The organism is Streptococcus halichoeri, from assembly GCF_009870755.1.
Classification (GTDB): Bacteria; Bacillota; Bacilli; order Lactobacillales; family Streptococcaceae; genus Streptococcus; species Streptococcus halichoeri.
Window position 1 is genome coordinate 1 of record NZ_WLZU01000015.1, and the last position, 22,119, is coordinate 22,119.

Annotated in this window: 20 protein-coding genes; 19 read left to right on the forward strand and 1 reads right to left on the reverse strand. The window is 40.5% G+C overall.

Features of this window, described 5'->3' with window-relative positions:
* The 8 genes from GWD08_RS04925 to GWD08_RS04960 all read left to right on the forward strand — a co-directional run.
* On the forward strand, positions 1-657 hold a 657-nt coding region (locus tag GWD08_RS04925; RefSeq protein WP_159564546.1), incomplete at its 5' end, for an acetyl-CoA C-acyltransferase.
* A gap of 11 nt (positions 658-668) precedes the next feature.
* Positions 669-1,328 carry a CoA transferase subunit A gene (locus GWD08_RS04930; protein WP_159543807.1) on the forward strand — a complete coding sequence of 220 codons (660 nt, stop codon included), beginning with the start codon at positions 669-671 and terminating at the stop codon, positions 1,326-1,328.
* Between the two features lie 2 nt (positions 1,329-1,330).
* Entirely contained in the window at positions 1,331-1,978 is a 648-nt protein-coding gene (locus tag GWD08_RS04935) for a 3-oxoacid CoA-transferase subunit B (protein WP_159564548.1), read from the forward strand.
* 698 nt (positions 1,979-2,676) lie between these two features.
* Positions 2,677-4,083, forward strand: a complete 1,407-nt coding sequence (locus GWD08_RS04940) for a short-chain fatty acid transporter (protein WP_167547766.1) — start codon at positions 2,677-2,679, stop codon at positions 4,081-4,083.
* Positions 4,084-4,559: 476 nt separating this feature from the next.
* Positions 4,560-8,204 (forward strand): S8 family serine peptidase, encoded by a 3,645-nt coding sequence (locus tag GWD08_RS04945; RefSeq protein WP_159564550.1) that lies wholly within the window; start codon positions 4,560-4,562, stop codon positions 8,202-8,204.
* A 366-nt stretch (positions 8,205-8,570) separates the two neighbouring features.
* Positions 8,571-9,515: a glycosyltransferase family 2 protein gene (locus GWD08_RS04950; protein WP_159564552.1), complete on the forward strand. Its 945-nt coding sequence runs from the start codon at positions 8,571-8,573 to the stop codon at positions 9,513-9,515.
* An 84-nt stretch (positions 9,516-9,599) separates the two neighbouring features.
* Complete coding sequence (locus GWD08_RS04955; RefSeq protein ID WP_201447706.1) at positions 9,600-10,037, forward strand: GtrA family protein; 438 nt, start codon at positions 9,600-9,602, stop codon at positions 10,035-10,037.
* A 372-nt stretch (positions 10,038-10,409) separates the two neighbouring features.
* Positions 10,410-11,246, forward strand: a complete 837-nt coding sequence (locus GWD08_RS04960; protein WP_159548095.1) for a glycosyltransferase family 8 protein — start codon at positions 10,410-10,412, stop codon at positions 11,244-11,246.
* A gap of 172 nt (positions 11,247-11,418) precedes the next feature.
* Here the strand turns inward: GWD08_RS04960 and GWD08_RS04965 are convergent, their stop codons facing one another.
* Complete coding sequence (locus tag GWD08_RS04965; protein WP_159564554.1) at positions 11,419-12,342, reverse strand: polysaccharide deacetylase family protein; 924 nt, start codon at positions 12,340-12,342, stop codon at positions 11,419-11,421.
* 438 nt (positions 12,343-12,780) lie between these two features.
* On the opposite strand from GWD08_RS04965, the gene thrB reads away from it, so the two are divergent.
* The 11 genes from thrB to GWD08_RS05020 all read left to right on the forward strand — a co-directional run bounded on the left by thrB (position 12,781) and on the right by GWD08_RS05020 (position 22,049).
* Positions 12,781-13,647, forward strand: coding sequence for a homoserine kinase (thrB, locus tag GWD08_RS04970; protein WP_159543799.1), 867 nt, complete (start codon positions 12,781-12,783; stop codon positions 13,645-13,647).
* 95 nt (positions 13,648-13,742) lie between these two features.
* On the forward strand, positions 13,743-15,011 hold the full coding sequence (locus GWD08_RS04975) for a bifunctional folylpolyglutamate synthase/dihydrofolate synthase (protein WP_159564556.1): 1,269 nt from the start codon (positions 13,743-13,745) through the stop codon (positions 15,009-15,011).
* 18 nt (positions 15,012-15,029) lie between these two features.
* Positions 15,030-15,587 carry a GTP cyclohydrolase I FolE gene (folE, locus tag GWD08_RS04980; protein WP_159564558.1) on the forward strand — a complete coding sequence of 186 codons (558 nt, stop codon included), beginning with the start codon at positions 15,030-15,032 and terminating at the stop codon, positions 15,585-15,587.
* Between the two features lie 15 nt (positions 15,588-15,602).
* Entirely contained in the window at positions 15,603-16,403 is an 801-nt protein-coding gene (gene folP / locus GWD08_RS04985) for a dihydropteroate synthase (protein WP_159564560.1), read from the forward strand.
* Positions 16,404-16,410: 7 nt separating this feature from the next.
* A complete protein-coding gene (folB, locus tag GWD08_RS04990) occupies positions 16,411-16,770 on the forward strand; it encodes a dihydroneopterin aldolase (protein WP_159559643.1) in 360 nt (119 codons plus the stop codon).
* A complete protein-coding gene (folK, locus tag GWD08_RS04995) occupies positions 16,767-17,249 on the forward strand; it encodes a 2-amino-4-hydroxy-6-hydroxymethyldihydropteridine diphosphokinase (RefSeq protein ID WP_159564562.1) in 483 nt (160 codons plus the stop codon). The genes folB and folK overlap by 4 nt, the downstream gene beginning before the upstream one ends.
* A 113-nt stretch (positions 17,250-17,362) precedes the next feature.
* Positions 17,363-18,274, forward strand: coding sequence for a UDP-N-acetylmuramate dehydrogenase (gene murB / locus GWD08_RS05000; protein WP_159564564.1), 912 nt, complete (start codon positions 17,363-17,365; stop codon positions 18,272-18,274).
* Between the two features lie 3 nt (positions 18,275-18,277).
* Positions 18,278-19,432, forward strand: a complete 1,155-nt coding sequence (locus tag GWD08_RS05005; RefSeq protein WP_159543785.1) for an ABC transporter ATP-binding protein — start codon at positions 18,278-18,280, stop codon at positions 19,430-19,432.
* Entirely contained in the window at positions 19,416-20,210 is a 795-nt protein-coding gene (locus tag GWD08_RS05010; protein ID WP_159543783.1) for an ABC transporter permease, read from the forward strand. The genes GWD08_RS05005 and GWD08_RS05010 overlap by 17 nt, the downstream gene beginning before the upstream one ends.
* Positions 20,207-20,983 carry an ABC transporter permease gene (locus tag GWD08_RS05015; RefSeq protein WP_159548113.1) on the forward strand — a complete coding sequence of 259 codons (777 nt, stop codon included), beginning with the start codon at positions 20,207-20,209 and terminating at the stop codon, positions 20,981-20,983. The genes GWD08_RS05010 and GWD08_RS05015 overlap by 4 nt, the downstream gene beginning before the upstream one ends.
* Positions 20,976-22,049: an ABC transporter substrate-binding protein gene (locus tag GWD08_RS05020; RefSeq protein ID WP_159564566.1), complete on the forward strand. Its 1,074-nt coding sequence runs from the start codon at positions 20,976-20,978 to the stop codon at positions 22,047-22,049. Before GWD08_RS05015 ends, GWD08_RS05020 begins: the two co-directional genes overlap by 8 nt.
* Positions 22,050-22,119 lie beyond the last annotated feature (70 nt).

Here is a 22,119-nt window from a genome sequence, read left to right on the forward strand (position 1 = left end):
GACTGCTCTTCCTCAAGGATGAGTTTTACAGCAGAGAGTTTGAAGGCTTTATCAAAGGTTTTTCTTGGCATAATGACTTTTCCTCGTTTCCACTTAATTTTGTGTCTACTTTATTATACCAAGTCCAAATACCCTAAATTTGATACAACTACCGAAAAATTAGCAGCCTTGCGACCAGCCTTTTTGAAGGACAACGGAACGGTAACAGCAGGTAATGCTTCTGGAATTAATGATGGAGCTGCAGCGCTCTTGTTGATGAGTAAGGAAAAAGCTGGGGAGTTGGGCTTACCAATCTTGGCTAGAATTGTTAGCTATGCTAGTGCTGGTGTGGATCCAAGTATTATGGGTTGCGGTCCGATTCCTGCGACACAAAAAGCCCTTGCAAAAGCACAATTAGCGATTGATGATATGGACTTAATTGAAGCAAATGAAGCTTTTGCGGCTCAGGCCTTGGCAGTCTCTAAAGACCTTGGATTTGATGATAACAAGGTTAATGTCAATGGTGGTGCAATTGCCCTAGGCCATCCAATTGGTGCTTCTGGTGCCCGTATTTTAGTGACTCTACTAGCAGAAATGGCTAAGCGTGATGCGCGCTATGGTCTAGCCACACTCTGTATCGGTGGTGGACAAGGTCAAAGTTTAATTGTAGCAAGATAGAAGGTAATCGTATGAAAAAGAGTAAAACAATTTCAATCGCAGAGGCTATCAGTCATATTAAAGATGGTGATACGATTATGGTGGGGGGGTTCATGGCTAATGGAACACCAGAAGCGTTAATTGATGCACTGGTGGAAAAAGGCACAAAAGACTTAACCTTAATTTGTAATGATGCGGGGTTCATTGACCGAGGAGTTGGCAAAATGGTTGCTGGACACCAATTTAAGATGATTTATGCGACCCATATTGGTTTAAACAAAGAGGCAGGACGACAGATGACTGCTGGAGAAACCACCGTCGAGCTCATCCCCCAAGGAACCTTTGCAGAGAAAATCCGGATCGGAGCTTATGGTATTGGAGGCTTCTACACACCAACTGGCGTAGGAACCTTGGTGGCTGAAGGAAAAGAAACGAAAACCATTAATGGCAGAACTTATCTGTTAGAATACCCATTTGAAGCAGATGTTGCCTTGATTTTTGCCAATAAGGCTGATGAACTTGGAAATCTACAGTATAGTGGGTCAGAAAATAATTTTAACCAGTTGATGGCAGCCTGTGCTAAGACTACGATTGTACAAGCCAGAGAAGTGGTGCCAGTCGGTGCCTTACAACCCGAATATGTTCACACGCCACATATTTTTGTGGACTATATTGTTGAAGAAGGAGCATAGCTATGGCCATTGAATTAAGTAAAGAAGAGATTCAAAATCGTATTGCAAAGCGTGTCGCACAAGAATTGACAGATGTTGCTTTGGTTAATCTAGGAATTGGTTTACCAACAAAAGTAGCTAATTTTGTGCCTGACGATGTGACAGTTTATTTCCAATCTGAAAATGGCTTTATTGGTTTAGGCCCCAAATCAGATGATCCCAAATCCGTGATTGTTAACGCAGGTGGTCAGCCTGTTACTGTTTATCCAGGCGCTGCTTTCTTTAATAGTGCCGATTCCTTTGGAATTATTCGCGGAGAACACGTTGATCTCACTGTTTTAGGTGCTTTGGAAGTCGCAGAAAATGGAGATATTGCCAACTACCTCATCCCGGGGAAAATGGTTCCTGGCATGGGTGGTGCAATGGACTTGTTAGTTGGCGCTAAAAAAGTGATTGTAGCGATGGAACATACCAATAAAGGTAGACATAAGCTTGTAAAAGCATGCACGTTACCTCTAACAGCAAAGGGGGTTGTTGATCTTATTATCACAGAAATGGGTGTGTTTAAAGTAACACCTGATGGTATTAAGGTGATTGAAATTAGCGAAGGCTTCACTTTTGATGATATTCAAGCAGCAAGTGGGGTTGCTTTAAGTATGGCAAAAGGTTAGATAGTCAGCTTCTGATAGTCTTTATATGAGTGCCTTAAGCTGGCCTGTCCTGGTATAGCTAGTTCTCTATTTCAGACTTGGCAGGCTACATTACTGAAAAAATCAAATGGGCTAGCCTTGCTCAGATAATGAAAGTAAACTGTAAACTCCTAAAGGAGTCAAGGCTTTCACGCTAGCCTGCCACAAAAGTTTGCTTTACAATTACGTGATTAACAAGAAAAACCAGGTGTTTATACGTGTTAAGCATCTGGTTTTTTTATTTCTAAGTGATTGCTTCATCTGCCTATACTTCATACTCTTAACCCCCGTGATAAAGGCTATTGGAAGGATTTACAAGTTGAACGAACAGCTTATTGCTATCCTTCTTTGAAAATGGCTATCAGCATAGCTTGTTTGACTGCTCAAGTTCTTGGCCAACACGAGCTTTGGTTTGCCATAGTTAATTTTTCTCATTGTCACTTGATGGTGACTCTATTGTATGAGCTAGGCTTACGTCCATAAGAAGCATTTATGGCAGCAATAAAAAAGAGATAGTTGTTTATTTTGAAAACGCTGTCATAATTGAGATGTGGATGAAAACTTTAAAAAAGTAACACAGACCTGGATGACAACCGACGAAGCGCTTACAACTACTCGTCAAAAAGATCGTGTGATAAATAGGGAAAAGTTCTTCAGACCATACGAAAGGAAAGAACAACATGAATGATATCAAAAGCAAAAAAAGATTTATGGATCGTTACATTGATGGCTTCATGAAATGGATGCCAGAGTCGCTGTTTATCTGTTTTATCCTAACCTTTTTAGTGGTAGCAATGGCTATATTTATGACAGATAGTCCCTTGATTGGTGCAGAAAAAACAGGCGGAATTATCTATGGCTGGGTCAATGGTTTTTGGGGACTCTTATCATTTGCCATGCAGATGACAGTGCTTTTGGCAACCGGAAATGCAGTCGCTAGTTCACCACCAGCTCATAAACTCTTTAAATTTTTAGCAAAACTACCTCAAACAAGGACGCAAATCTTTATCTTTTCAATCATTGTAGGATCTGTTTTTGGTTTCTTACATTGGGGATTAGGCATGATGGTGGCGATTGTATTTGGTAGAGAATTGCTCGTCCAAGCCCGACAAAAAGGAATTAAAGTTCACACCCCTTTGTTTGTTGCAACCTTATTCTTTACCTTTTTACCAGCAACTTCTGGTTTGTCAGGGGCAGCCGTTCTTTATTCGGCAACGCCAAACTATTTGCGCAACAGTGTTGCACAAGCCTATAAACAGGTGGTACCTGAAAGTGTTCCCTTAACAGAATCTGTTTTAAATGTTCCTTTCATCAGTCTTTTGATTGTGTGTATGCTAGTACCCCTTTGTTTTGCCTTGTTAGCACATCCAAAAGACGACGCTAAAATTATGGAACTGGATGATGAGATCTATCAAAATAGTATTAACGGGGCCTCACATATCGTCATTCCTAGAAATACACCAGCTGAGAAGATGAACGCTTCACGGGTGGTGATGTACCTTATTGGTGGAGCCATTTTTGGTTACAGCCTCTATCACTTCTCAGTAGTGGGCTTATCTGGCCTTGATTTGAATAGTTTCAACTTCTTATTCCTTGGTCTAGGTTTATTACTTTGCGGTCAACAAGGTCCTGATTACTACGCGTCACTCTTTAAAGACGGCGTGATGTCTTCTTGGGGCTTAGTGCTTCAATTTCCCTTTTATGCCGGTATTTTTGGGATTATTCAAAGTACAGGTTTGGGACTAGAGATTTCTCACTTCTTTGTCAATATCTCAAATGGTACCACTTGGCCCGTTTTTGCTTATATTTATTCAGCCTTGCTTAACATTGCAGTACCATCAGGTGGCTCTAAATTTGTGATTGAAGCGCCCTACATTGTCCCTGCAACGATTGAAGTTGGCAATGATCTAGGGAAAATTTTACAAGCCTATCAACTGGGAGATGCGACAACTAACTTGATTGTGCCATTTTGGGCTCTGTCTTACCTGTCCAATTTCAAACTCAAATTTAACCAGATTGTGGCCTACACGATTCCATGTGTCTTAATTGTTTCAGGTCTGGTCATCGTTTATTTATTAGTCTTTTAAATAAGAAGAAAGTTAGCAAAGGCTGTGGACATCTGTGCCCCGACCTTTGGATGTTTGACAGCTAATTTGCCGATCTAAAGTGGCTGGTTATCGGCTACAAAGCTCTTTGCTCTTTGCTTTTAGCTGTCATATTGCTTATTCTCTTAAAAGATAAGAGAATAAGCATCACAAGGTTTGAAAATGAGAGTATTTTAATGTAATAAGAAGGATTCCTCTGAGATGCTTGACGTTACTTGAAATTAGGTCCTTGTACAAAACATAAGCTAAGAAATTCCTTGATAGGAAATGCCATAAACAGAATGTTTTTTGAACTTGCTGATGCTTCATGCTGCTTTAAAACTAACCTAGAGTTGCAGGAATGCAGTCTTGCTGCTTAATTTTTGACCAAGTAGCCATTATTTTACTTAAACCTATTGTTAATCTTTTAACTTTATTGTAATATAATATACAGACTTATTTTGAAGGGAAAACATATAGTGAACAACCGTCACTCGAAAAAAGCAATTTTAAAATTAACACTTATTACGACTAGTATTTTACTGATGCACTGTAATCAGATCCAAGCAGAAGAAAAGGCCGCAAATGCACAAGAGCAGGCAATGCCAGCTGTTAGTGAAACTGTGGTCAAGGGTACAGTCTCTGTTGAAGATCTTGATTTAACCGCTGATCTTGATGGTAAAACCGAAGATGAACTATTAGAAGAACTATCAAAGGATCTTGATCTATCGACACTGGGACTTGGACTTGAGGATGAGGGGTTGACTAAGCCTGACGCAGCAGAGTCAACACTAGATTCTCCTAAAAATCAAGCTGACAATCTAGATACATTAGCCTTAACTTTAGATGGTTCAGAAAGTACCCCAATTGCTTATGAGGAAGAAGGTGTTCCTGGTAGCAAGTCATTATTAACTGTTGTGGACCCTTCTAAGGTTACGGGATTACAAGCTGCAACTCAAAAAGGTGCAGGCACATTAGTGGCGATTATTGATACAGGTTTTGATGTTAATCATGAGATTTTCCGTATTGATCACCAAACCGACGGCAAACGCTTGCTTCGCACTAAGGAAGACTTTGAAAAATTAAAAGCTGAGCAAAATATTGCTTATGGGAAATGGATTAATGATAAGATTGTTTTTGCTCATAATTATGATAAAAATACAGAAATCATTGGAAATGCAGCAGCGGCAATGGCAGACGTCTATGGACCAGAAGCCAGAAATATCCTACATGGTACGCATGTTGCAGGAATTTTAGCGGGAAATGGTAAGCGTCCAGCTGCAAATGGATTTTTGATGGAAGGATTAGCTGCGAATGCTCAGTTAATGCTGCTGCGGATTCCAGAAAGAATTGCTGCTGAACGTATGTCAGATAAATTTTCAGAATCTTATGCACAAGCAATTACTGATGCGGTCAACTTAGGAGCTCAAACCATCAATATGAGTCTTGGAAGAGCTGCAGACTCCCTTAATATTCTTAATGACAAGGTGAAAGCAGCATTACAATTAGCTGCCGAAAAAGGCGTAGCTCTTGTGGTTGCAGCTGGTAATGAGGGTGCCTTTGGCATGGATTACAGAAAGCCACGCGCTCTACATCCTGATTACGGGACTGTTAACAGCCCAGCCATTTCAGAGAATACTTTGAGTGTTGCTAGTTATGAGGCAGCAGCGACATTGAGTGAGGTGGTAGTAGCAACTGTTAATGGCGAGACTCTAAAAATTCCTATTACAACCTCTAAACCTTTTAATAAGGGAAAAACTTACGATTTAGTCTATGCCCATTATGGTACAGAGCAAGATTTTGATGCCACAGCTTTCCAAGGAAAACTCGCTCTTATTGAGCGTGGTGGCGGCCTTGACTTTGCCACTAAGATCAGAAATGCCCAAAAAGCAGGAGTTGCTGGCGTAGTTATTTTCAATGATCAGGTTAAAGAAGGTAATTTTCTTATTCCTTATCGAGAATTACCTGTGGGTGTGATGAGTAACTCAGCAGGTAATCGCTTAAAGAGCGGAGGTCCTACTTTAACATTTAACCATGACTTTGAAGTTGTTGAGAGTGTGGGTGGTAATCGTATGTTGCCACAATCTAGTTGGGGTGTGACACCTGAAGGAAATATCAAGCCGGATATAACTGCCTCTGGTTATGAAATCTATTCATCAGCTTATAATAATGACTATCAAACCCTGTCTGGTACTAGTATGTCTGCTCCTCATGTAGCAGGAATTATGGCAATGCTTAAAAGCCACCTGGCAGAAAAATATAAGGATATGAACTTAACGCCTAAGCAATTGTTAGAAATGACTAAAAACATTCTAATGAGTTCGGCAACAGCCTTATATAGTCAAGATAGTCAGGCTTACTATTCACCTCGGCAACAAGGTGCAGGAGTAGTTGATGCAGAAAAAGCAATGGCCGCTCACTACTATGTGACAGGAACTGATAGAAAAGCAAAAATTAATCTTAAACAAGTTGGTGACCAATTTGAAGTAATGGTTACAATCCATAATCTTGGAAAAGAAAACAAAGATTTATTCTATCAGGTTAATGTGGTAACAGATCAGGTGGAAAATGGCGCCTTCACCCTCAAACCTCAAGCTCTACTGGATACTCCATGGCAAAAGGTCAGCCTAAGCGGCAAAGAGACTCAATTAAAATTCACCATTGATACCAGTCAATTCACTCAAAAATTAACAGAGCAAATGGCCAAGGGCTATTTCTTAGAAGGTTTTGTACGCTTTAAAGAAACTGAAACGAGTGCTACTGAATTAATGAGTATCCCATTTGTCGGTTTTAAAGGTGACTTTGCTAATTTAGATGCTCTTGAAGAGTCTATTTACAATAATCTTTCAAAGGGAACTTTCTACTACACTCCAAATCCTTCTGATCATAAAGACCAATTGGAATATAATGAAAATGCTCCATTTGAGACCAATAACTATACTGCACTTCTGACACAGTCTGCCTCATGGGGTTATGTTGATTATGTTAATAATGATGGCGAGCTAGAATTAGCTCCAGAAAGTCCTAAGCGAATCATCTTAGGTACTTTTGAGCGTGATGTCAACGAACAAATGATACATGTCTTAGAAGTAGATGCAAACCATCAACCATACTTTGCGATTTCACCTAATCAGGATGGTAACCGCGATGAGATTATCCCACAAGCCACATTCTTAAGAAATGTTAAAGATATTTCAGCTCAAGTTATTGACAAAGACGGAAACATTATTTGGGAAAGCGAATCAGTACCTTCTTATCGTAAAAATTTCTCTAATGATTCTACTCGAAATGCTGGTCATACACCGATGGAATTATTACAATGGTCAGGTTTAGATAAAGCTGAAAAGATAGTAGCTGATGGTATGTACACTTATCGTTTACTTTATACCCCAGTTGCTGAAGGAGCAATTCAGCAAAAGACTGATTTCCTTGTTCAAGTTAGCACGCAGGCCCCAATGCTGCCTTTAAGTGCTCACTTTGAGGACAATGATCGCACAGTCACTCTGGACTTGTCTAAAGAGGTGACTCAGACACCTGTCTACCGTGTTCAGCTAGTCTTGACCTATGTTTCAAATGATGAAGAGCTGGGTGAACAAACGCTTTATCACTACTTCCCAGTAGACAAAGACGGAAAAGTCCAGCTGCCAGAAATCATTCAAAGTGATGGTGAAGAGATTGCTGTTGCTCTTGAGCAATTAACAGTAGTTGTTGAAGACAAGGCTGGTAATTTTGCGACTGTGAAGCTATCAGATCTGCTCAATAAAGCTAAGGCTACTGATCCAGATAAAAACACTGATACACTCCCACAAGAACCTAACCAAGAAAAGCCAAAAGCGCCATCTGAGCAGCCGCAGCAAGGAAACGACTTGCCAAAAGTATCAGCTCCAGATGTTAACCCTAACCCAGCGAAGCCTTCTTTAGAAGAAGTAGGGGCAGAATCTAAAGCAAGCAAGTTAGACACAAAACCAGTACAGGTAACCGAGCTAACTGAAACAGCTACGCTGCAACAAGTCCTTCCTAACACTGCAGATAAGAAGAGTCAGGGAATAATCGCTGGAATGCTTGCCCTGTTGACGAGCGGATTCCTCTTTAAACGGTCCAAGAAAAAATATGATGATCAGTAAGATCACAAACAAGTAAGCTTAAACACATTGTTAACTGCTGGTGTTGAGGGCTGCTAAACATTATCAAGCAAGGCAGTTATCAAGACACCACATGAATACCCAGAAGGCTAAAATTTAGCCTTCTGTTTTTTAATTTAAAGAGCTCAGTTCCTAAATGATGGGGCGGCAAGCGCAGTTTGGCACCAGTTTAAGGAATAGCTGGCGCTGTTTACTTGCAATTTTCACATTTTTCGTAACCAAAGCAAAGCTTGGCAAACAGTCAGGTTTTATCTGCGATTTGCAAGAAAATGTCTCCAAGAAATCAATTTTGTGATAAAATAGATGAGTTAAATGGCATGAATGTGTAAATAAGGAGAAGGTGAGTTTATGGCTGATAGGACGAAGCGTTTGTCGGTTGTGGTTCCTTGCTATAATGAAGAGGCAACAATTGAGCTTTTTTTGGCAGAGACACAAAAATATGAAAGCCGGTTAGCAGATAGGTTGATATTTGATTATATTTTTGTAAATGATGGCTCAAATGATAAGACGTTAGAGGTTTTAAGGCAAATCAGTGCTAAGTGGGACAATGTCCATTTTATTTCCTTTTCTCGGAATTTTGGTAAGGAGAGTGCTTTACTTGCGGGCTTGGATTATGCAAGTGGGGACTATGTTACTGTCATGGATGCAGACTTACAGGATCCGCCTGAACTCCTTGGTGCCATGTATCAGAAGATTCTCGAAGGTTATGACATTGTTGGTACACGTCGTAAAAACCGCGAAGGGGAACCTTTGATTCGAACCTTTTTTGCGAAGCAATTCTACAAAATTATCAACGCTGTCTCTGAGACCAAGATTGTTGATGGTGCTCGGGATTTTCGCTTGATGACTCGGCAAGTGGTTGATAGCATTTTAGAGATGGGAGAGGTAAATCGATTTTCCAAGGGGATTTTTGCTTGGGTGGGTTTTGATACCTATTACATTGCCTTTGATAATCGGGAGCGAGTAGCTGGTGCGACCTCTTGGAATTTTTGGCAATTGGTGCGTTACTCGTTAGAAGGCTTCATTAATTTTTCTGAAGCCATGCTCAGTATTGCTACCTATAGTGGCTTGATGTCGTTTGTCGCTTCCTTGCTTGGTATTCTTTTTGTCATTGTGCGTAAGCTTACAGTCGGTGGTAGTGTTGATGGCTGGGCTAGTATGATTGTTGTCATTCTTTTTATTGGAGGTCTTCAGCTATTTTGCTTGGGCATTCTTGGAAAATATGTGGCCAAAATATTTTTAGAGACTAAAAAAAGGCCTGTTTATATTATCAAAGAAACCGACCTAAAGTAGCAGAGCTGGTAGAATCTAGGTGCTAACTATAGCGCTCGCCTCAGCAGACAGCTTAGCTCTGTCTCATTCAAAAACAGGAGAAACATGCTGATTCATTTTAAGAAAATCCTCCATCACGAGTTGGTGTTATACCTTATCTTTGGGATACTGACAACTTTGGTTTATATCCTTAGTCGCTTGTTTTTGTTTTGGCTAATCGGCCAGGCAACGCTGTCAGCGACTTTGGCAAACATTATTGCCATTTTGTTTGCCTTTGTGACCAACGACATCCTTGTCTTTAAGCAGGTCTCTACCGGATGGCTGGCGCGTTTGATCAAATTTGGCCTAGCTAGATTAGTCACTTTGGCTTTGGATGTCGCTATGGCTTACCTTCTCGTTGAACGCTTTCCTGGGCTTATTGGTCAATTTGTCGAAAATGATGTGACGCGTATCAATGGTATAGAAACCCTAATCGGCCAAGTTGTGGTCATTGTTGTCAACTATATCCTTAGTAAATGGTTTGTTTTTCGAAATACACAATAAATAGAACAACTTAGATGATCTTTGGCACTGTGATTGGCAGTGCTTTTTAGTTTGCAACTAAGTAGGGCTTCGTGCTGACACCCGAGAAAAAGCAGTCATTGTATATATTGGGGGATTAGCATAAGGGTTTGGTGATGTTTGCTGGCAGAAAAAAAGTCCAATTCTAAGAATGAAGAGGCTGGTCCAGTAGTGTTTTATCTCCAAGGAAGACGTGAGTGTATCTTGAGTACGGTACTTGGTATGGACCAGTGACATTCCTAGTAGCTAAGGGAAGTTTGCCAATTATCATGTCTTTAACTTGGTGCTAGATGCCTTCTTGAAAACTCTTGCAAAAGTCGCTATAATAGATTTTGATTAGATAAAGGAGCCCGTATGCAACCAATCAACCTTTTATTTTCAATTGATGACGGTTATGTGGACCAATTTATGGTCACCTTATATTCTGTGGTCAAACAGACCCCTGAGGCAACATTTGATGTCTATGTTTTGCAAAGAGATTTACTGCAAAAAGATGCTGACATTAGGGATTTTTGTCAACAGCTTGAGCGTGTCGTCTATCATCCCGTAGTGATTGGTGACAATCAATTTTCCGAGGCCCCTACTAGTGATAGATACCCTGAGACTATTTATTATCGTCTCTTAGCACATGAATTTTTACCTAAAAAACTTGAGCGCATTCTTTATCTTGATGCGGATATTCTCTGTCTAAATGACATTACCAGCTTTTATCATATGCATTTGGGAGACTATTTGTATGCAGCAGCAAGTCATACTAAGGAACGAAATGTGACAGAGCTGATGAATAAATTCCGGTTGGGTAACTTCGAGGCCTCCAATTATGTAAATTCTGGGGTTCTGTTAATGAATTTACAGGCTATTCGCACTACTGTTAAACGACAAACCATCTTGACATTTATAGAGGAAAAAGGCCCCTTGCTCTTTTTACCTGACCAGGATATTCTTAATGCACTATATGGCCATCAAATCTTAGTTATTGCCGATGACTATTATAACTTCGACACGCGAATGGCAAAGCTTTATTATTTGAGAAGTTCAGGTCAATGTAATGATGATTGGATTGTTGCAAATACGTTGTTTCTTCATTTTTGTGGACGAGATAAGCCTTGGCGCAAGCACCATCGTGGCCATTTTGGCCTACTCTATAAGCATTATCAAAGACAAGCACTGCAGTTAAGAATGAATGATTAAACTGTTAAGCTTAGTCAGCCGCTCAGATTGAAGAAAGCCCCCTCTTGTGCTGCTTTCTTCAATCTTTTTTGTTATGCACTAAAAGCTCCTCCTTTTCTCAAGATCTTATCAGTGTCTTGAGAAAAGGAGGAGCTTTTAAAAAATGCTTGTATAGACATCAAAAGCTACAGGTCTAATTTGCTATGGCGATTTGGGCTAGCAATTGCTGGGCAGAAGTCGTTGGCATCATGCGCACACGTTTTAAAGACAGCAGACCATCTGCTTGGCTAGCTAAGCCTTCATTGGTGGTAAGCCCGAGTTTATATCCAAGTGCTTTAGCAATGGCTAAGGTTTGCTCAGTGTAGCGGCCAGAAGGATAGGCAACAGTGGTGGTTGTTTGGTCCAGTTCTTGGTCTAAATAGTTTTTAGAGTCAGCTAACTCTGCTTCTTGAGTAGCAGGATCAGACTGTGCGAGATCTGGATGGTTGACGGTGTGGTCTTCAAAGGACATGCCTTCTTGCTTCATTTCTTTCATTTGCTCTAATGTTAAGTTGGCTGGACTTTTGGCTTGAGTCAGGCCGGTAATGACATTATTGGTTGCTTTTGCTTGGTATTTACGAAGAATGGGGTAAGCCATTTTATAAAAGTCAATCATACTATCATCAAAAGTCAACCAAACAATCTTTTCAGCTGGTTTTTCTTGTTGGGTTAAAACCCGGTAGGCTTCTGCAGGAGTAAGGAAGTAGTAGCCGGCTGACTTCAGGGCTTTGATTTGCTCTTCAAATAGCTTAGGAGCAATAATGAGATTGGCATTTGGAGCTTCTTGCGGGGCCATCACATGGATGGCATGATACATGAGAATGGGAAAAGCAACCGGCTGTTTTGTTTTTTGCCAGTTGGCCTTTTGCTGCTTTGCCTTTTTAGTTTGAGGTATCTGAGAAGAAGGGTTGGTCTTACTTTGATTTACTGGCTTATGAGTGGCTCTTGACACCTGTCGTGTTGTGGTTGGATGGATGAGTGTCCTTACCAAATTTGGCTTAAAAAAGGTGAGAAGTCCAAGGACAAGTGTTAAGCAAAGGACAATGGCTACAAGCCCAGATAACATACGTTTTAGCATGGTAAACTCCTTTATAAAATCAATACCTTATTATACCATGTTTTTATGAGCTTTAAATCAGCTTTGGGAGCTTTTTTTAGTGATTGCTGAGGGGAAACGCTGTCTTTGCCATTAATTTTTGGTATAATGAAGTAAATGGAATGTTGAAAAAGTTTAGCTATCTTGACATGCCACTAAAGCAAATCAGCTGGGTATTTGTACCCATTTTTGCTGATTTCATTCATCTAAGTTTATTAGGTATTCATACCAGTTGCATATTAATGGGAACAGACCAGGAGCTTTTTTAGTGAATGGATAGGGATTTCCGACAGGATCTATTTTGTTTGCTAAAGATGGCACTGTTATTGACTAAAAGTAGTTAGCACCGAGTTGGGTTGTGTTTTTTAGGAAACGGCCAGCCTCACCTCATTGAACGTTTTGAAGTGTTAGGAGACGAAGATGCTCATTAAAGTACCTGCAACATCAACCAACCTAGGACCTGGATTTGATTCAGTTGGTGTTGCTTTATCAAAATACCTTGAAATAGAGGTGCTAGAAGAAGCAGATGAGTGGTTTATTGAACATACACTAGATGGGATTGCCCATGACAAAAGTAATTTGCTTTTACAGACAGCCCTCCAAATTGCTCCGGATTTACAACCTCATCGCCTGCGAATGCTTTCAGATATTCCTTTGGCCAGAGGTCTTGGGGCATCGTCTTCCGTGATTGTTGCTGGAGTTGAGTTGGCCAACCAATTAGCTCATCTAGACTTGACAGCTGATCGGAAGCTTGCGATTGCCTCAGCCATTGAGGGGCATCCAGATAATGTTGCGCCAGCGATTTTTGGTTCCTTGATCATAGCCTCACAAGTTAATCGCGATGTCTCTTATATTAAGGCTCCCTTTCCCACAGTCGGAATAGTAGCCTATATTCCTGATTATGAATTAAAAACAACGGATTCTCGGGCGGTCTTGCCGCAGCAGTTTTCCTATAAGCAAGCAGTCACCTCCTCTTCTGTTGCCAATGTTGCCATTGCCGCCCTTTTAACAGGCAATATGGTTGAAGCTGGACGTGCTATTGAAAATGATCAATTTCATGAAATTTACCGGCAAAAGCTAGTTCCTGAATTTCAAGAAATTAAACATACCGCCAAACAAGTAGGTGCTTATGCTACCTATCTTTCAGGGGCTGGACCGACTGTTATTTCCTTATGTCCTATGGAAGTGGTTCCTGACTTGTTAGAGACACTTCATAAGCTTAATTTAGCTGGAGAGGTTCTTGCTTTATCGGTTGATCAAGATGGCTTAGTTGTATCGGACAATTGATAATAAGATGATATAAAAAAGTGGCTTTGTGCAATCGCTTCCGCTTTTTTTATGCTGTGCTATACTAGTTAAGGAGAGAAATAAAGAGGTAGCTCATGACTTATCAAGAAGTTCTAGAATGGATACAGGGGCAATTAAAATTTGGTATCAAACCAGGATTAGAGCGTATGCGCTGGTGTTTGGCAGCATTAGATAATCCTCAAGAAAAGTTAGTAGCGGTGCATGTGGTTGGTACGAATGGCAAGGGATCTACTGTAAATAATCTTCAACATATATTAACGCAATCTGGCTATGAGGTGGGAACTTTTACATCACCCTACATTATGGATTTCAAAGAGCGAATCAGTCTTAATGGGCAAATGATCTCTGAAGCTGATTTAGTGTTGGTAGCAAATCGGGTCAAACCTGTTGCCAAACGGCTAATCCAAGAAACTAGCTTTGGCCAGTTGACAGAATTCGAATTAATTACGCTAATCATGTTTGTGTATTTTGGTCAGGTTCATCCGGTAGACATCGCAGTAATCGAAGCAGGTTTAGGCGGCCTTTATGACTCTACCAATGTTTTTCAGGCTGAGTTGGTGATCTGTCCATCCATTGGCTTAGATCATCAAGCCATCTTAGGTTCAACCTATCAGGCTATTGCTAAACAAAAAGCTGGCGTCATTAAAGGAAGTGAGCCGGTTTTAATCGCCATTTCCAATCCCGATGCTCGCCAGGTTTTTGTGGAGCAGGCAGCCCAGCTGAACTCACCTTTATATGAATTTTCTCGTGATTTTAATTTACAAAAAGCAGAGCAGGGTTTTTATTTTACCGCGGATCAAGTTTCAATTGCTGGCATTGATGTGGTTATGCCAGGTAAGCATCAGGTGTCCAATGCGGCTTTGGCCATCATGGCTGCTTGCTTATTGCGCAAGCGATTTCCTAAGATCACTGTAGCCGCTATTAAGCGTGGTCTGGCAGAGAGTTACTGGCAGGGGCGCACGGAGCTTTTGGCTCAGAATGTCATGATTGATGGTGCCCATAACAGAGAAAGTGTTTTGGCCTTGATTGAGGTTTTAAAAGAGCGCTATGCCCTCAAAAAAATCCATATTTTATTTGCTGCTATTGATACTAAACCCATTGCAGAGATGCTGGATTTGCTAGGAGACCAGGGCGACTTGCAGGTGACGACTTTTTCTCATCCAAAGGCCTATCCTTTGGACGCTTATCCGGCAAAATATCCTAAAGTTGCGCATTTTCGTGACTGGTTAGCTAAACGCCATGTCAACAGTAATGAGGATTTTTACTTAGTGACAGGCTCCCTTTATTTTATTGCCCAAGTACGACAATATTGGTTCAATGAAGAACCCACCTCAGTAACTTAACAGTAAAGGAATCAAAAAATGAATATCGAACAGGCTGAACAAGCTATTTATCACTTACTTGAGGCGATGGGGGAAAATCCAGAGCGTGAAGGTTTAGTTGATACGCCAAAACGTGTGGTAAACATGTACAAGGAAATGTTTGCCGGCTTACAAAAAGAACCCAAAGATCAGTTTACTGCCGTCTTTACAGAAAATCATGAAGATGTTGTTATTGTAAAAGATATTTATTTCTATTCAATGTGTGAGCATCATTTAGTCCCTTTTTATGGTAAGGCCCACATTGCCTATTTACCTAGTGGTGGACGAGTGACAGGGCTAAGTAAACTAGCACGAGCAGTTGAGGTGGCTAGCAAAAGACCGCAATTGCAGGAACGCTTAACAGCTCAAGTGGCAGATGCCCTAGTTGAGGCACTTGATCCCAAAGGTGTCTATGTTTTGCTCGAAGCAGAGCACATGTGTATGACCATGCGAGGGGTTAAAAAACCTGGTAGTAAGACTTTGACAACGACAGCAAGGGGAATCTACCAGGCTGACAAAGAAGCACGTAGGGAACTATTAACGTTATTAAAATCGTAAGGAAAGGAAAATAGCATGCAGATAGGAAAGTATTCCCTTGATGGCAAAGCTGCAATTATGGGGATTTTAAATGTGACCCCGGATTCGTTTTCTGATGGTGGGGCTTATAATTCAGTTGATTTAGCCTTGCAACAGGCTAAGCGAATGATTGCAGAGGGTGCAAAAATTATTGATGTTGGCGGGGAATCAACCCGTCCAGGTAGCCAATTTGTCTCCACTGCTGAAGAAATCAATCGAGTGGTACCGGTCATCAAGGCTATTAAAAAGCATTGTGATGTTTTAGTGAGCATTGATACCTATAAAACAAAAACAGCGCAAGCTGCCTTAGCAGCCGGGGCAGATATTTTAAATGATGTCTGGGCGGGCCTTTATGATGGCCAGATGTTTGAGTTGGCCGCTAAGTACCAGGTCCCGATTATTTTGATGCATAATCAAAAAGCAGAGAGCTATCAAGATGTCACCAAAGAAGTGTGTGTGTTTCTTAAAGAGCGAGCGGCTATGGCGCAAAAAGCAGGGATCGCCAAGGAAAATATCTGGCTTGATCCTGGTTTTGGTTTTGCTAAAAATGCTCAGCATAATAAGGATTTGTTAAAGGGCCTCAAGCAAGTCTGTCAGCTGGGTTACCCTGTTTTATTTGGAATTTCACGCAAACGTATTGTAGATGTTTTAATGGGAGGTCAAACGAAAGCCACTGAGCGTGATGGAGCTACAGCAGCCTTATCTGCTTATGCCATAAGTCAGGGATGCCAGATTGTTCGTGTCCACAATGTTAGGGCTAACCAAGACATTGTCTCTATTTTTAGCCAGCTTATGTGAGGTAGGGATGGATAAGATATTATTAAATGGCTGCCGCTATTATGGCTACCATGGCGCCTTAAAAGAAGAAAATGTGCTTGGTCAAATTTTTGTGATTGATTTGGAATTAGGGTTAGATTTAACACCTGCCGGACGATCTGATCAGGTGGAAGATACCGTCCACTATGGCCTGGTTTACGAGACGATACAAAAGGAAGTAGAGCAAACCAGGCATCAATTGATTGAGCATTTGGCAGAGACCATTTGTCAGCAGCTCTTTAGGGAGTATGCTCTCATTCAAACCATCTGTATTACTATTCGTAAAGAAAATCCGCCAATTGCAGGGCACTATGACTCTGTTGGCATCTATTTGGAGCGTAGCCGATGAATACTATTTTTTTATCATTAGGAAGTAACCAGGGAGATCGGACAGCCTATTTAAATGATGCTGTTCAAGCTATTGCGAATTTACCCGAGACGCATTTAATAGCTGTGTCTTCTTATTATGAAACGGCAGCCTGGGGCAAGGAAGATCAGGCAGATTTTTTGAATATCGCATGTCAGGTCGAAACGACTATGTCTGCGCATGCTTTCTTATCAAAAACGCAAGCCATCGAACAGGCCTTAGGCCGTGTCCGGCATGAGAAGTGGGGACCACGGACAATTGATATTGATTTGCTGCTTTTTAATCATGAGCGCATCACTTCTGATGATTTGCTTATCCCGCATCCTTATATGACACAACGTGCTTTTGTGCTGATACCACTTTTAGAAATCGCTCCAAACTTGCGGCTAGAGCCAGACGGCAAATTGCTGTCGCACTATCTAACAGCCTTAGATGTATCAGATGTTCGAAAAGTTAATTAGACAAGGCAGGGTCTGAAAAAATTATCGTTATTTTTAATTTTTTTTGGTATAATAATACCCGCCTTGTGTCGATTTTTTAATGTCAAAGGTAAAGAATTGGAAAGAAGTTATCCATGATTAGTGAATTAGAAGGAATTGATATTCGTTTCGACGAACCTTTAAAAAAGTATACCTATACTAAAGTAGGCGGTCCGGCTGATTATTTAGTATTTCCAAGAAATCGCTACGAATTAAAACGAGTGGTGTCCTATGCAAATGCGCATGACATCCCCTGGTTAGTGCTTGGTAACGCAAGTAATTTAATTGTTCGAGATGGTGGAATTCGGGGCTTTGTTATTTTATTAGATAACTTAAATAGTGTGACGGTTAATGGCTACACCATCGAGGCAGAAGCTGGTGCTAACTTAATTGAGACAACAAAAGTGGCTAAATTTCATAGCTTGACAGGGTTTGAATTTGCTTGTGGCATCCCTGGGAGTGTGGGTGGTGCTATTTTTATGAATGCCGGAGCTTATGGCGGTGAAATGGCACATATCTTTTTATCGGCCAAAGTTTTAACACCAGAAGGTGAGATAAAAACCCTCTCGGCACGTGATATGGCCTTTGGTTATCGTCATTCAGCTATTCAAGAAACCGGTGATATTGTGATCTCGGCAAAATTTGCCTTAAAACCTGGCAATTATGATCAGATTGGGCAGGAAATGGATCGTTTAAATCATTTGCGTCGTCTGAAACAACCCTTGGAATACCCTTCATGTGGCTCGGTCTTTAAACGTCCTTTAGGGCATTTTGCTGGGCAATTAATCATGGAATCTCATTTAAAGGGCTATCGTATTGGTGGCGTTGAAGTTTCACAAAAACACGCTGGCTTTATGATTAATGTTGCCGATGGTACCGCCGCTGATTATGAAAAGCTAATCGCCCATGTTATTACTACTGTTGAAGCTCGTTCTGGGGTCAGGCTCGAGCGAGAAGTTCGCATTATTGGTGAGAAAATGGAAGAAAGTGTTATGGAGGATTTATGACAATTGACTAAGCCAATTATCGCATTTGACCATGTTACCAAAATCTTTGAAGATAGCGGGACAAGGGTGCTTAAAGATATTAACTTTGAGCTAGAAGAAGGTAAATTTTATACCTTATTGGGAGCCTCTGGTTCAGGGAAGTCAACCATTTTAAACATCATGGCAGGGCTATTGGATGCAACGAGTGGTGATGTCTATCTTGATGGCAAACGTATTAATGATTTGCCTATTAACAAACGCGACATTCACACCGTTTTTCAAAATTATGCCTTGTTTCCACATATGAATGTTTTTGATAATGTTGCATTTGCCTTAAAATTGAAAAAAGTGCCAAAAGCAGAAATTGCTGCTCGCGTAGCAGAAACCTTGAAACTGGTGCACTTAGAAGGATTTGAAAGCCGCCCGATTCAAAAGCTATCAGGTGGCCAACGACAACGCGTTGCCATTGCGCGAGCAATTATTAATCAGCCGCGCCTTGTTCTGTTAGATGAACCTCTGTCTGCTTTAGACTTAAAACTGCGCACAGAGATGCAATATGAACTTCGTGAACTGCAACAACGCTTAGGTATTACCTTTGTCTTTGTTACGCATGACCAAGAAGAAGCACTTGCAATGAGTGACTGGATTTTTGTAATGAACGAAGGAGAAATTGTGCAATCGGGAAGTCCGGTAGATATTTATGATGAGCCTATCAATCATTTTGTCGCTAATTTCATAGGTGAATCAAATATTATTAACGGCATTATGATCGAAGACTATTTGGTTTCTTTCAATGGACAAACCTTCGAATCAGTAGACGGTGGCATGCGCCCCAATGAACCAGTCGAAGTTGTGATTCGGCCAGAAGACTTGCAAATTACCTTGCCAGAAGAAGGGAAATTACAGGTTAAGGTTGATACACAGCTATTTCGTGGTGTGCATTATGAAATTATTGCCTATGATGAACGAGGCAATGAATGGATGATTCATTCGACACGAAAGGCGATCGAAGGCGAAGTTATTGGTCTTAATTTCACACCAGAAGACATTCATATCATGCGTTTGAATGAAACAGAAGAAGAGTTCGATGCTCGGATTGAAGAATATGTGGAAAGCGAAGACTACGAAGATGGTTTAATTAATGCCATTGAGGAGGAACGCAATGAAGAAAACCTCTAAGCTTTTTTCCCTTCCTTATTTTCTGTGGATTTTTTTGTTTGTACTAGCACCGGTGGCTCTCCTTGTATATAAATCTTTTTTTGACATTCAAGGCAAGGTAACCGTTGCTAATTATCAGACTTTTTTTAGCTCTTGGACTTATCTTAGAATGAGTTTTAACTCTATTTTATATGCTGGGATTATTACTGTGGTTACCTTGTTGTTAGCCTACCCGGCTGCTTTCTTTTTAAGGCAACTAAAACATAAACAATTATGGCTCATGCTGATTATTTTACCAACTTGGGTAAATCTATTGCTTAAGGCTTATGCCTTTATGGGGATTTTTGGTCAAGAAGGTGGTGTGAATGCCTTTTTGACCTTTATCGGCATTGGTCCCAAACAGATACTATTTACTGATTTTTCCTTTATTTTTGTGGCGTCCTATATTGAATTGCCCTTTATGTTATTACCGATTTTCAATGTTTTAGATGATATTGATACCAATGTGATTAATGCTAGTCGAGATTTAGGAGCTAATGAATGGCAGACCTTTTTAAAAGTGATTTTCCCTTTGTCTTTAAATGGGGTGCGAGCTGGTGTTCAGTCAGTTTTCATTCCTAGTCTTAGTCTCTTTATGTTGACACGCTTGATTGGTGGTAACCGGGTTATCACCCTTGGTACAGCTATTGAGCAGCATTTTCTAACGACACAAAACTGGGGCATGGGTTCGACCATTGGAGTTGTTTTAATTATTACTATGGTTGTGATTATGTGGGCGACAAAGGAGAGAAGTAAATGAAAAAAATAGCTAACTTGTATTTAACTTTTACCTTTGTATTGCTTTATGTGCCGATTTTCTATTTAATTTTTTATTCCTTCAATAAGGGCGGTGATATGAATGGGTTTAAGGGAATCACCTTAGATAACTATCAAGCCCTGTTTGCAGATAGTCGCTTGATGTCTATTTTGCTTCAAACCTTTGTTCTTGCCTTTTTAAGTGCTTTAATTGCCACAGCTATAGGCACCTTTGGAGCCATTTATATCCATGAAAGACGCCAAAAATGGCAAAATGCTTTTTTATCAGTTAATAATGTGCTAATGGTTTCGCCAGATGTCATGATTGGAGCTTCTTTTTTGATTTTATTCACCACTTTGAAGTTTCAGTTGGGCCTGCTTTCTGTTTTGCTAAGCCATATTGCCTTTTCGATACCGATTGTGGTCTTGATGGTCTTACCTCGCTTGAAAGAAATGAATCAAGATATGGTGAATGCTGCTTATGATTTAGGCGCTAGCTATTTCCAAATGCTCAAAGAAGTCATGCTACCTTATTTAACACCAGGGATTATTGCAGGCTATTTTATGGCCTTTACCTATTCTTTAGATGATTTTGCGGTGACATTTTTCTTAACTGGAAATGGTTTTACAACCTTATCAGTGGAGATTTATTCTCGTGCTCGCCACGGGATTTCCCTTGAGATCAATGCCCTTTCGACCATCGTTTTTTTCTTCTCTATTTTATTGGTGATTGGTTATTATTACATTTCAAAAGAGAAGGAGGACAAGCATGCGTAAACTGTATTCCTTTATCCTGGGGGTTCTTGTGATTATTGCGCTGCTTGCGACCCTCTCGTTTACCATTACTAAAAAATCGGGCTCAGCTAACCAATCCGATAAGCTGGTTGTGTATAATTGGGGTGATTATATCGATCCTGCCCTGCTTAAAAAATTTACAAAAGAAACGGGTATCCAAGTTCAGTACGAGACCTTTGATTCCAATGAAGCCATGTATACCAAGATTAAACAAGGCGGAACCACCTACGATGTAGCTGTGCCAAGCGACTACACCATTGACAAAATGATTAAAGAAAAACTTTTGGTCAAGCTAGATAAGCACCAAATCAAAGGATTTTCTAACATCGGAGAAGCCTTTGTCGGAAAAAGCTTCGATCCCCAAAATGACTATTCCATACCCTATTTTTGGGGAACGGTTGGCATAGTGTATAACACACAGTTGGTGGATCAGGTGCCCAAGCATTGGATTGATCTATGGCGCCCAGAATATAACAATAAGATTATGTTAGTTGATGGGGCACGCGAGGTCATGGGGCTAGGTCTAAATAGCTTTGGTTATAGTTTAAATTCGAAAAATAAAGACCAACTAGCAGCGGTTGAAAAAAAATTACAGGATTTAACGCCTAATATCAAAGCAATTGTTGCTGATGAAATGAAAGGCTATATGATCCAAGGGGATGCTGCCGTAGGCGTAACCTTCTCAGGCGAGGCCAGTGAGATGCTGGATAAGAACCCTCATCTACGTTATGTCGTCCCTAGTGAAGGCTCTAATCTCTGGTTTGATAACCTCGTTATTCCCAAAACAGTAAAACATAAAAAAGAAGCCTATGCCTTTATTAATTTTATGTTAGAGCCTAAAAACGCCGCTCAAAATGCTGAGTACATTGGCTATGCCACACCTAATAATCAGGCTAAAGCTTTGCTACCAAAAGAAATTAAAGAAGATAAAGCTTTTTATCCTGATGAACAAACAATCAAGAAATTAGAAGTCTATAACAACCTAGGCAATCATTGGTTAGGCATATATAATGACTTGTATTTACAATTTAAGATGTATCGTAAATAATAATTAGCGGCCAATCGCTTAGCTTAGATACAAGCAGATACGACAAAAAGACTAAGATTAGTAATGAAGA

Excerpts from the sequence above, each read along its gene's own strand:
- GWD08_RS05020 (WP_159564566.1), top strand. The coding sequence starts at position 20,976 with ATGCGTAAACTGTATTCCTTTATCCTGGGGGTTCTTGTGATTATTGCG.
- GWD08_RS04975 (WP_159564556.1), top strand. The coding sequence starts at position 13,743 with ATGACTTATCAAGAAGTTCTAGAATGGATACAGGGGCAATTAAAATTT.
- GWD08_RS04965 (WP_159564554.1), bottom strand. The coding sequence starts at position 12,342 with ATGCTAAAACGTATGTTATCTGGGCTTGTAGCCATTGTCCTTTGCTTA.
- GWD08_RS05015 (WP_159548113.1), top strand. The coding sequence starts at position 20,207 with ATGAAAAAAATAGCTAACTTGTATTTAACTTTTACCTTTGTATTGCTT.
- GWD08_RS04950 (WP_159564552.1), top strand. The coding sequence starts at position 8,571 with ATGGCTGATAGGACGAAGCGTTTGTCGGTTGTGGTTCCTTGCTATAAT.
- folP (WP_159564560.1), top strand. The coding sequence starts at position 15,603 with ATGCAGATAGGAAAGTATTCCCTTGATGGCAAAGCTGCAATTATGGGG.
- GWD08_RS04955 (WP_201447706.1), top strand. The coding sequence starts at position 9,600 with ATGCTGATTCATTTTAAGAAAATCCTCCATCACGAGTTGGTGTTATAC.
- GWD08_RS04960 (WP_159548095.1), top strand. The coding sequence starts at position 10,410 with ATGCAACCAATCAACCTTTTATTTTCAATTGATGACGGTTATGTGGAC.
- folB (WP_159559643.1), top strand. The coding sequence starts at position 16,411 with ATGGATAAGATATTATTAAATGGCTGCCGCTATTATGGCTACCATGGC.
- folK (WP_159564562.1), top strand. The coding sequence starts at position 16,767 with ATGAATACTATTTTTTTATCATTAGGAAGTAACCAGGGAGATCGGACA.
- GWD08_RS04935 (WP_159564548.1), top strand. The coding sequence starts at position 1,331 with ATGGCCATTGAATTAAGTAAAGAAGAGATTCAAAATCGTATTGCAAAG.
- GWD08_RS04930 (WP_159543807.1), top strand. The coding sequence starts at position 669 with ATGAAAAAGAGTAAAACAATTTCAATCGCAGAGGCTATCAGTCATATT.
- GWD08_RS04940 (WP_167547766.1), top strand. The coding sequence starts at position 2,677 with ATGAATGATATCAAAAGCAAAAAAAGATTTATGGATCGTTACATTGAT.
- thrB (WP_159543799.1), top strand. The coding sequence starts at position 12,781 with ATGCTCATTAAAGTACCTGCAACATCAACCAACCTAGGACCTGGATTT.
- folE (WP_159564558.1), top strand. The coding sequence starts at position 15,030 with ATGAATATCGAACAGGCTGAACAAGCTATTTATCACTTACTTGAGGCG.
- GWD08_RS05010 (WP_159543783.1), top strand. The coding sequence starts at position 19,416 with ATGAAGAAAACCTCTAAGCTTTTTTCCCTTCCTTATTTTCTGTGGATT.
- murB (WP_159564564.1), top strand. The coding sequence starts at position 17,363 with ATGATTAGTGAATTAGAAGGAATTGATATTCGTTTCGACGAACCTTTA.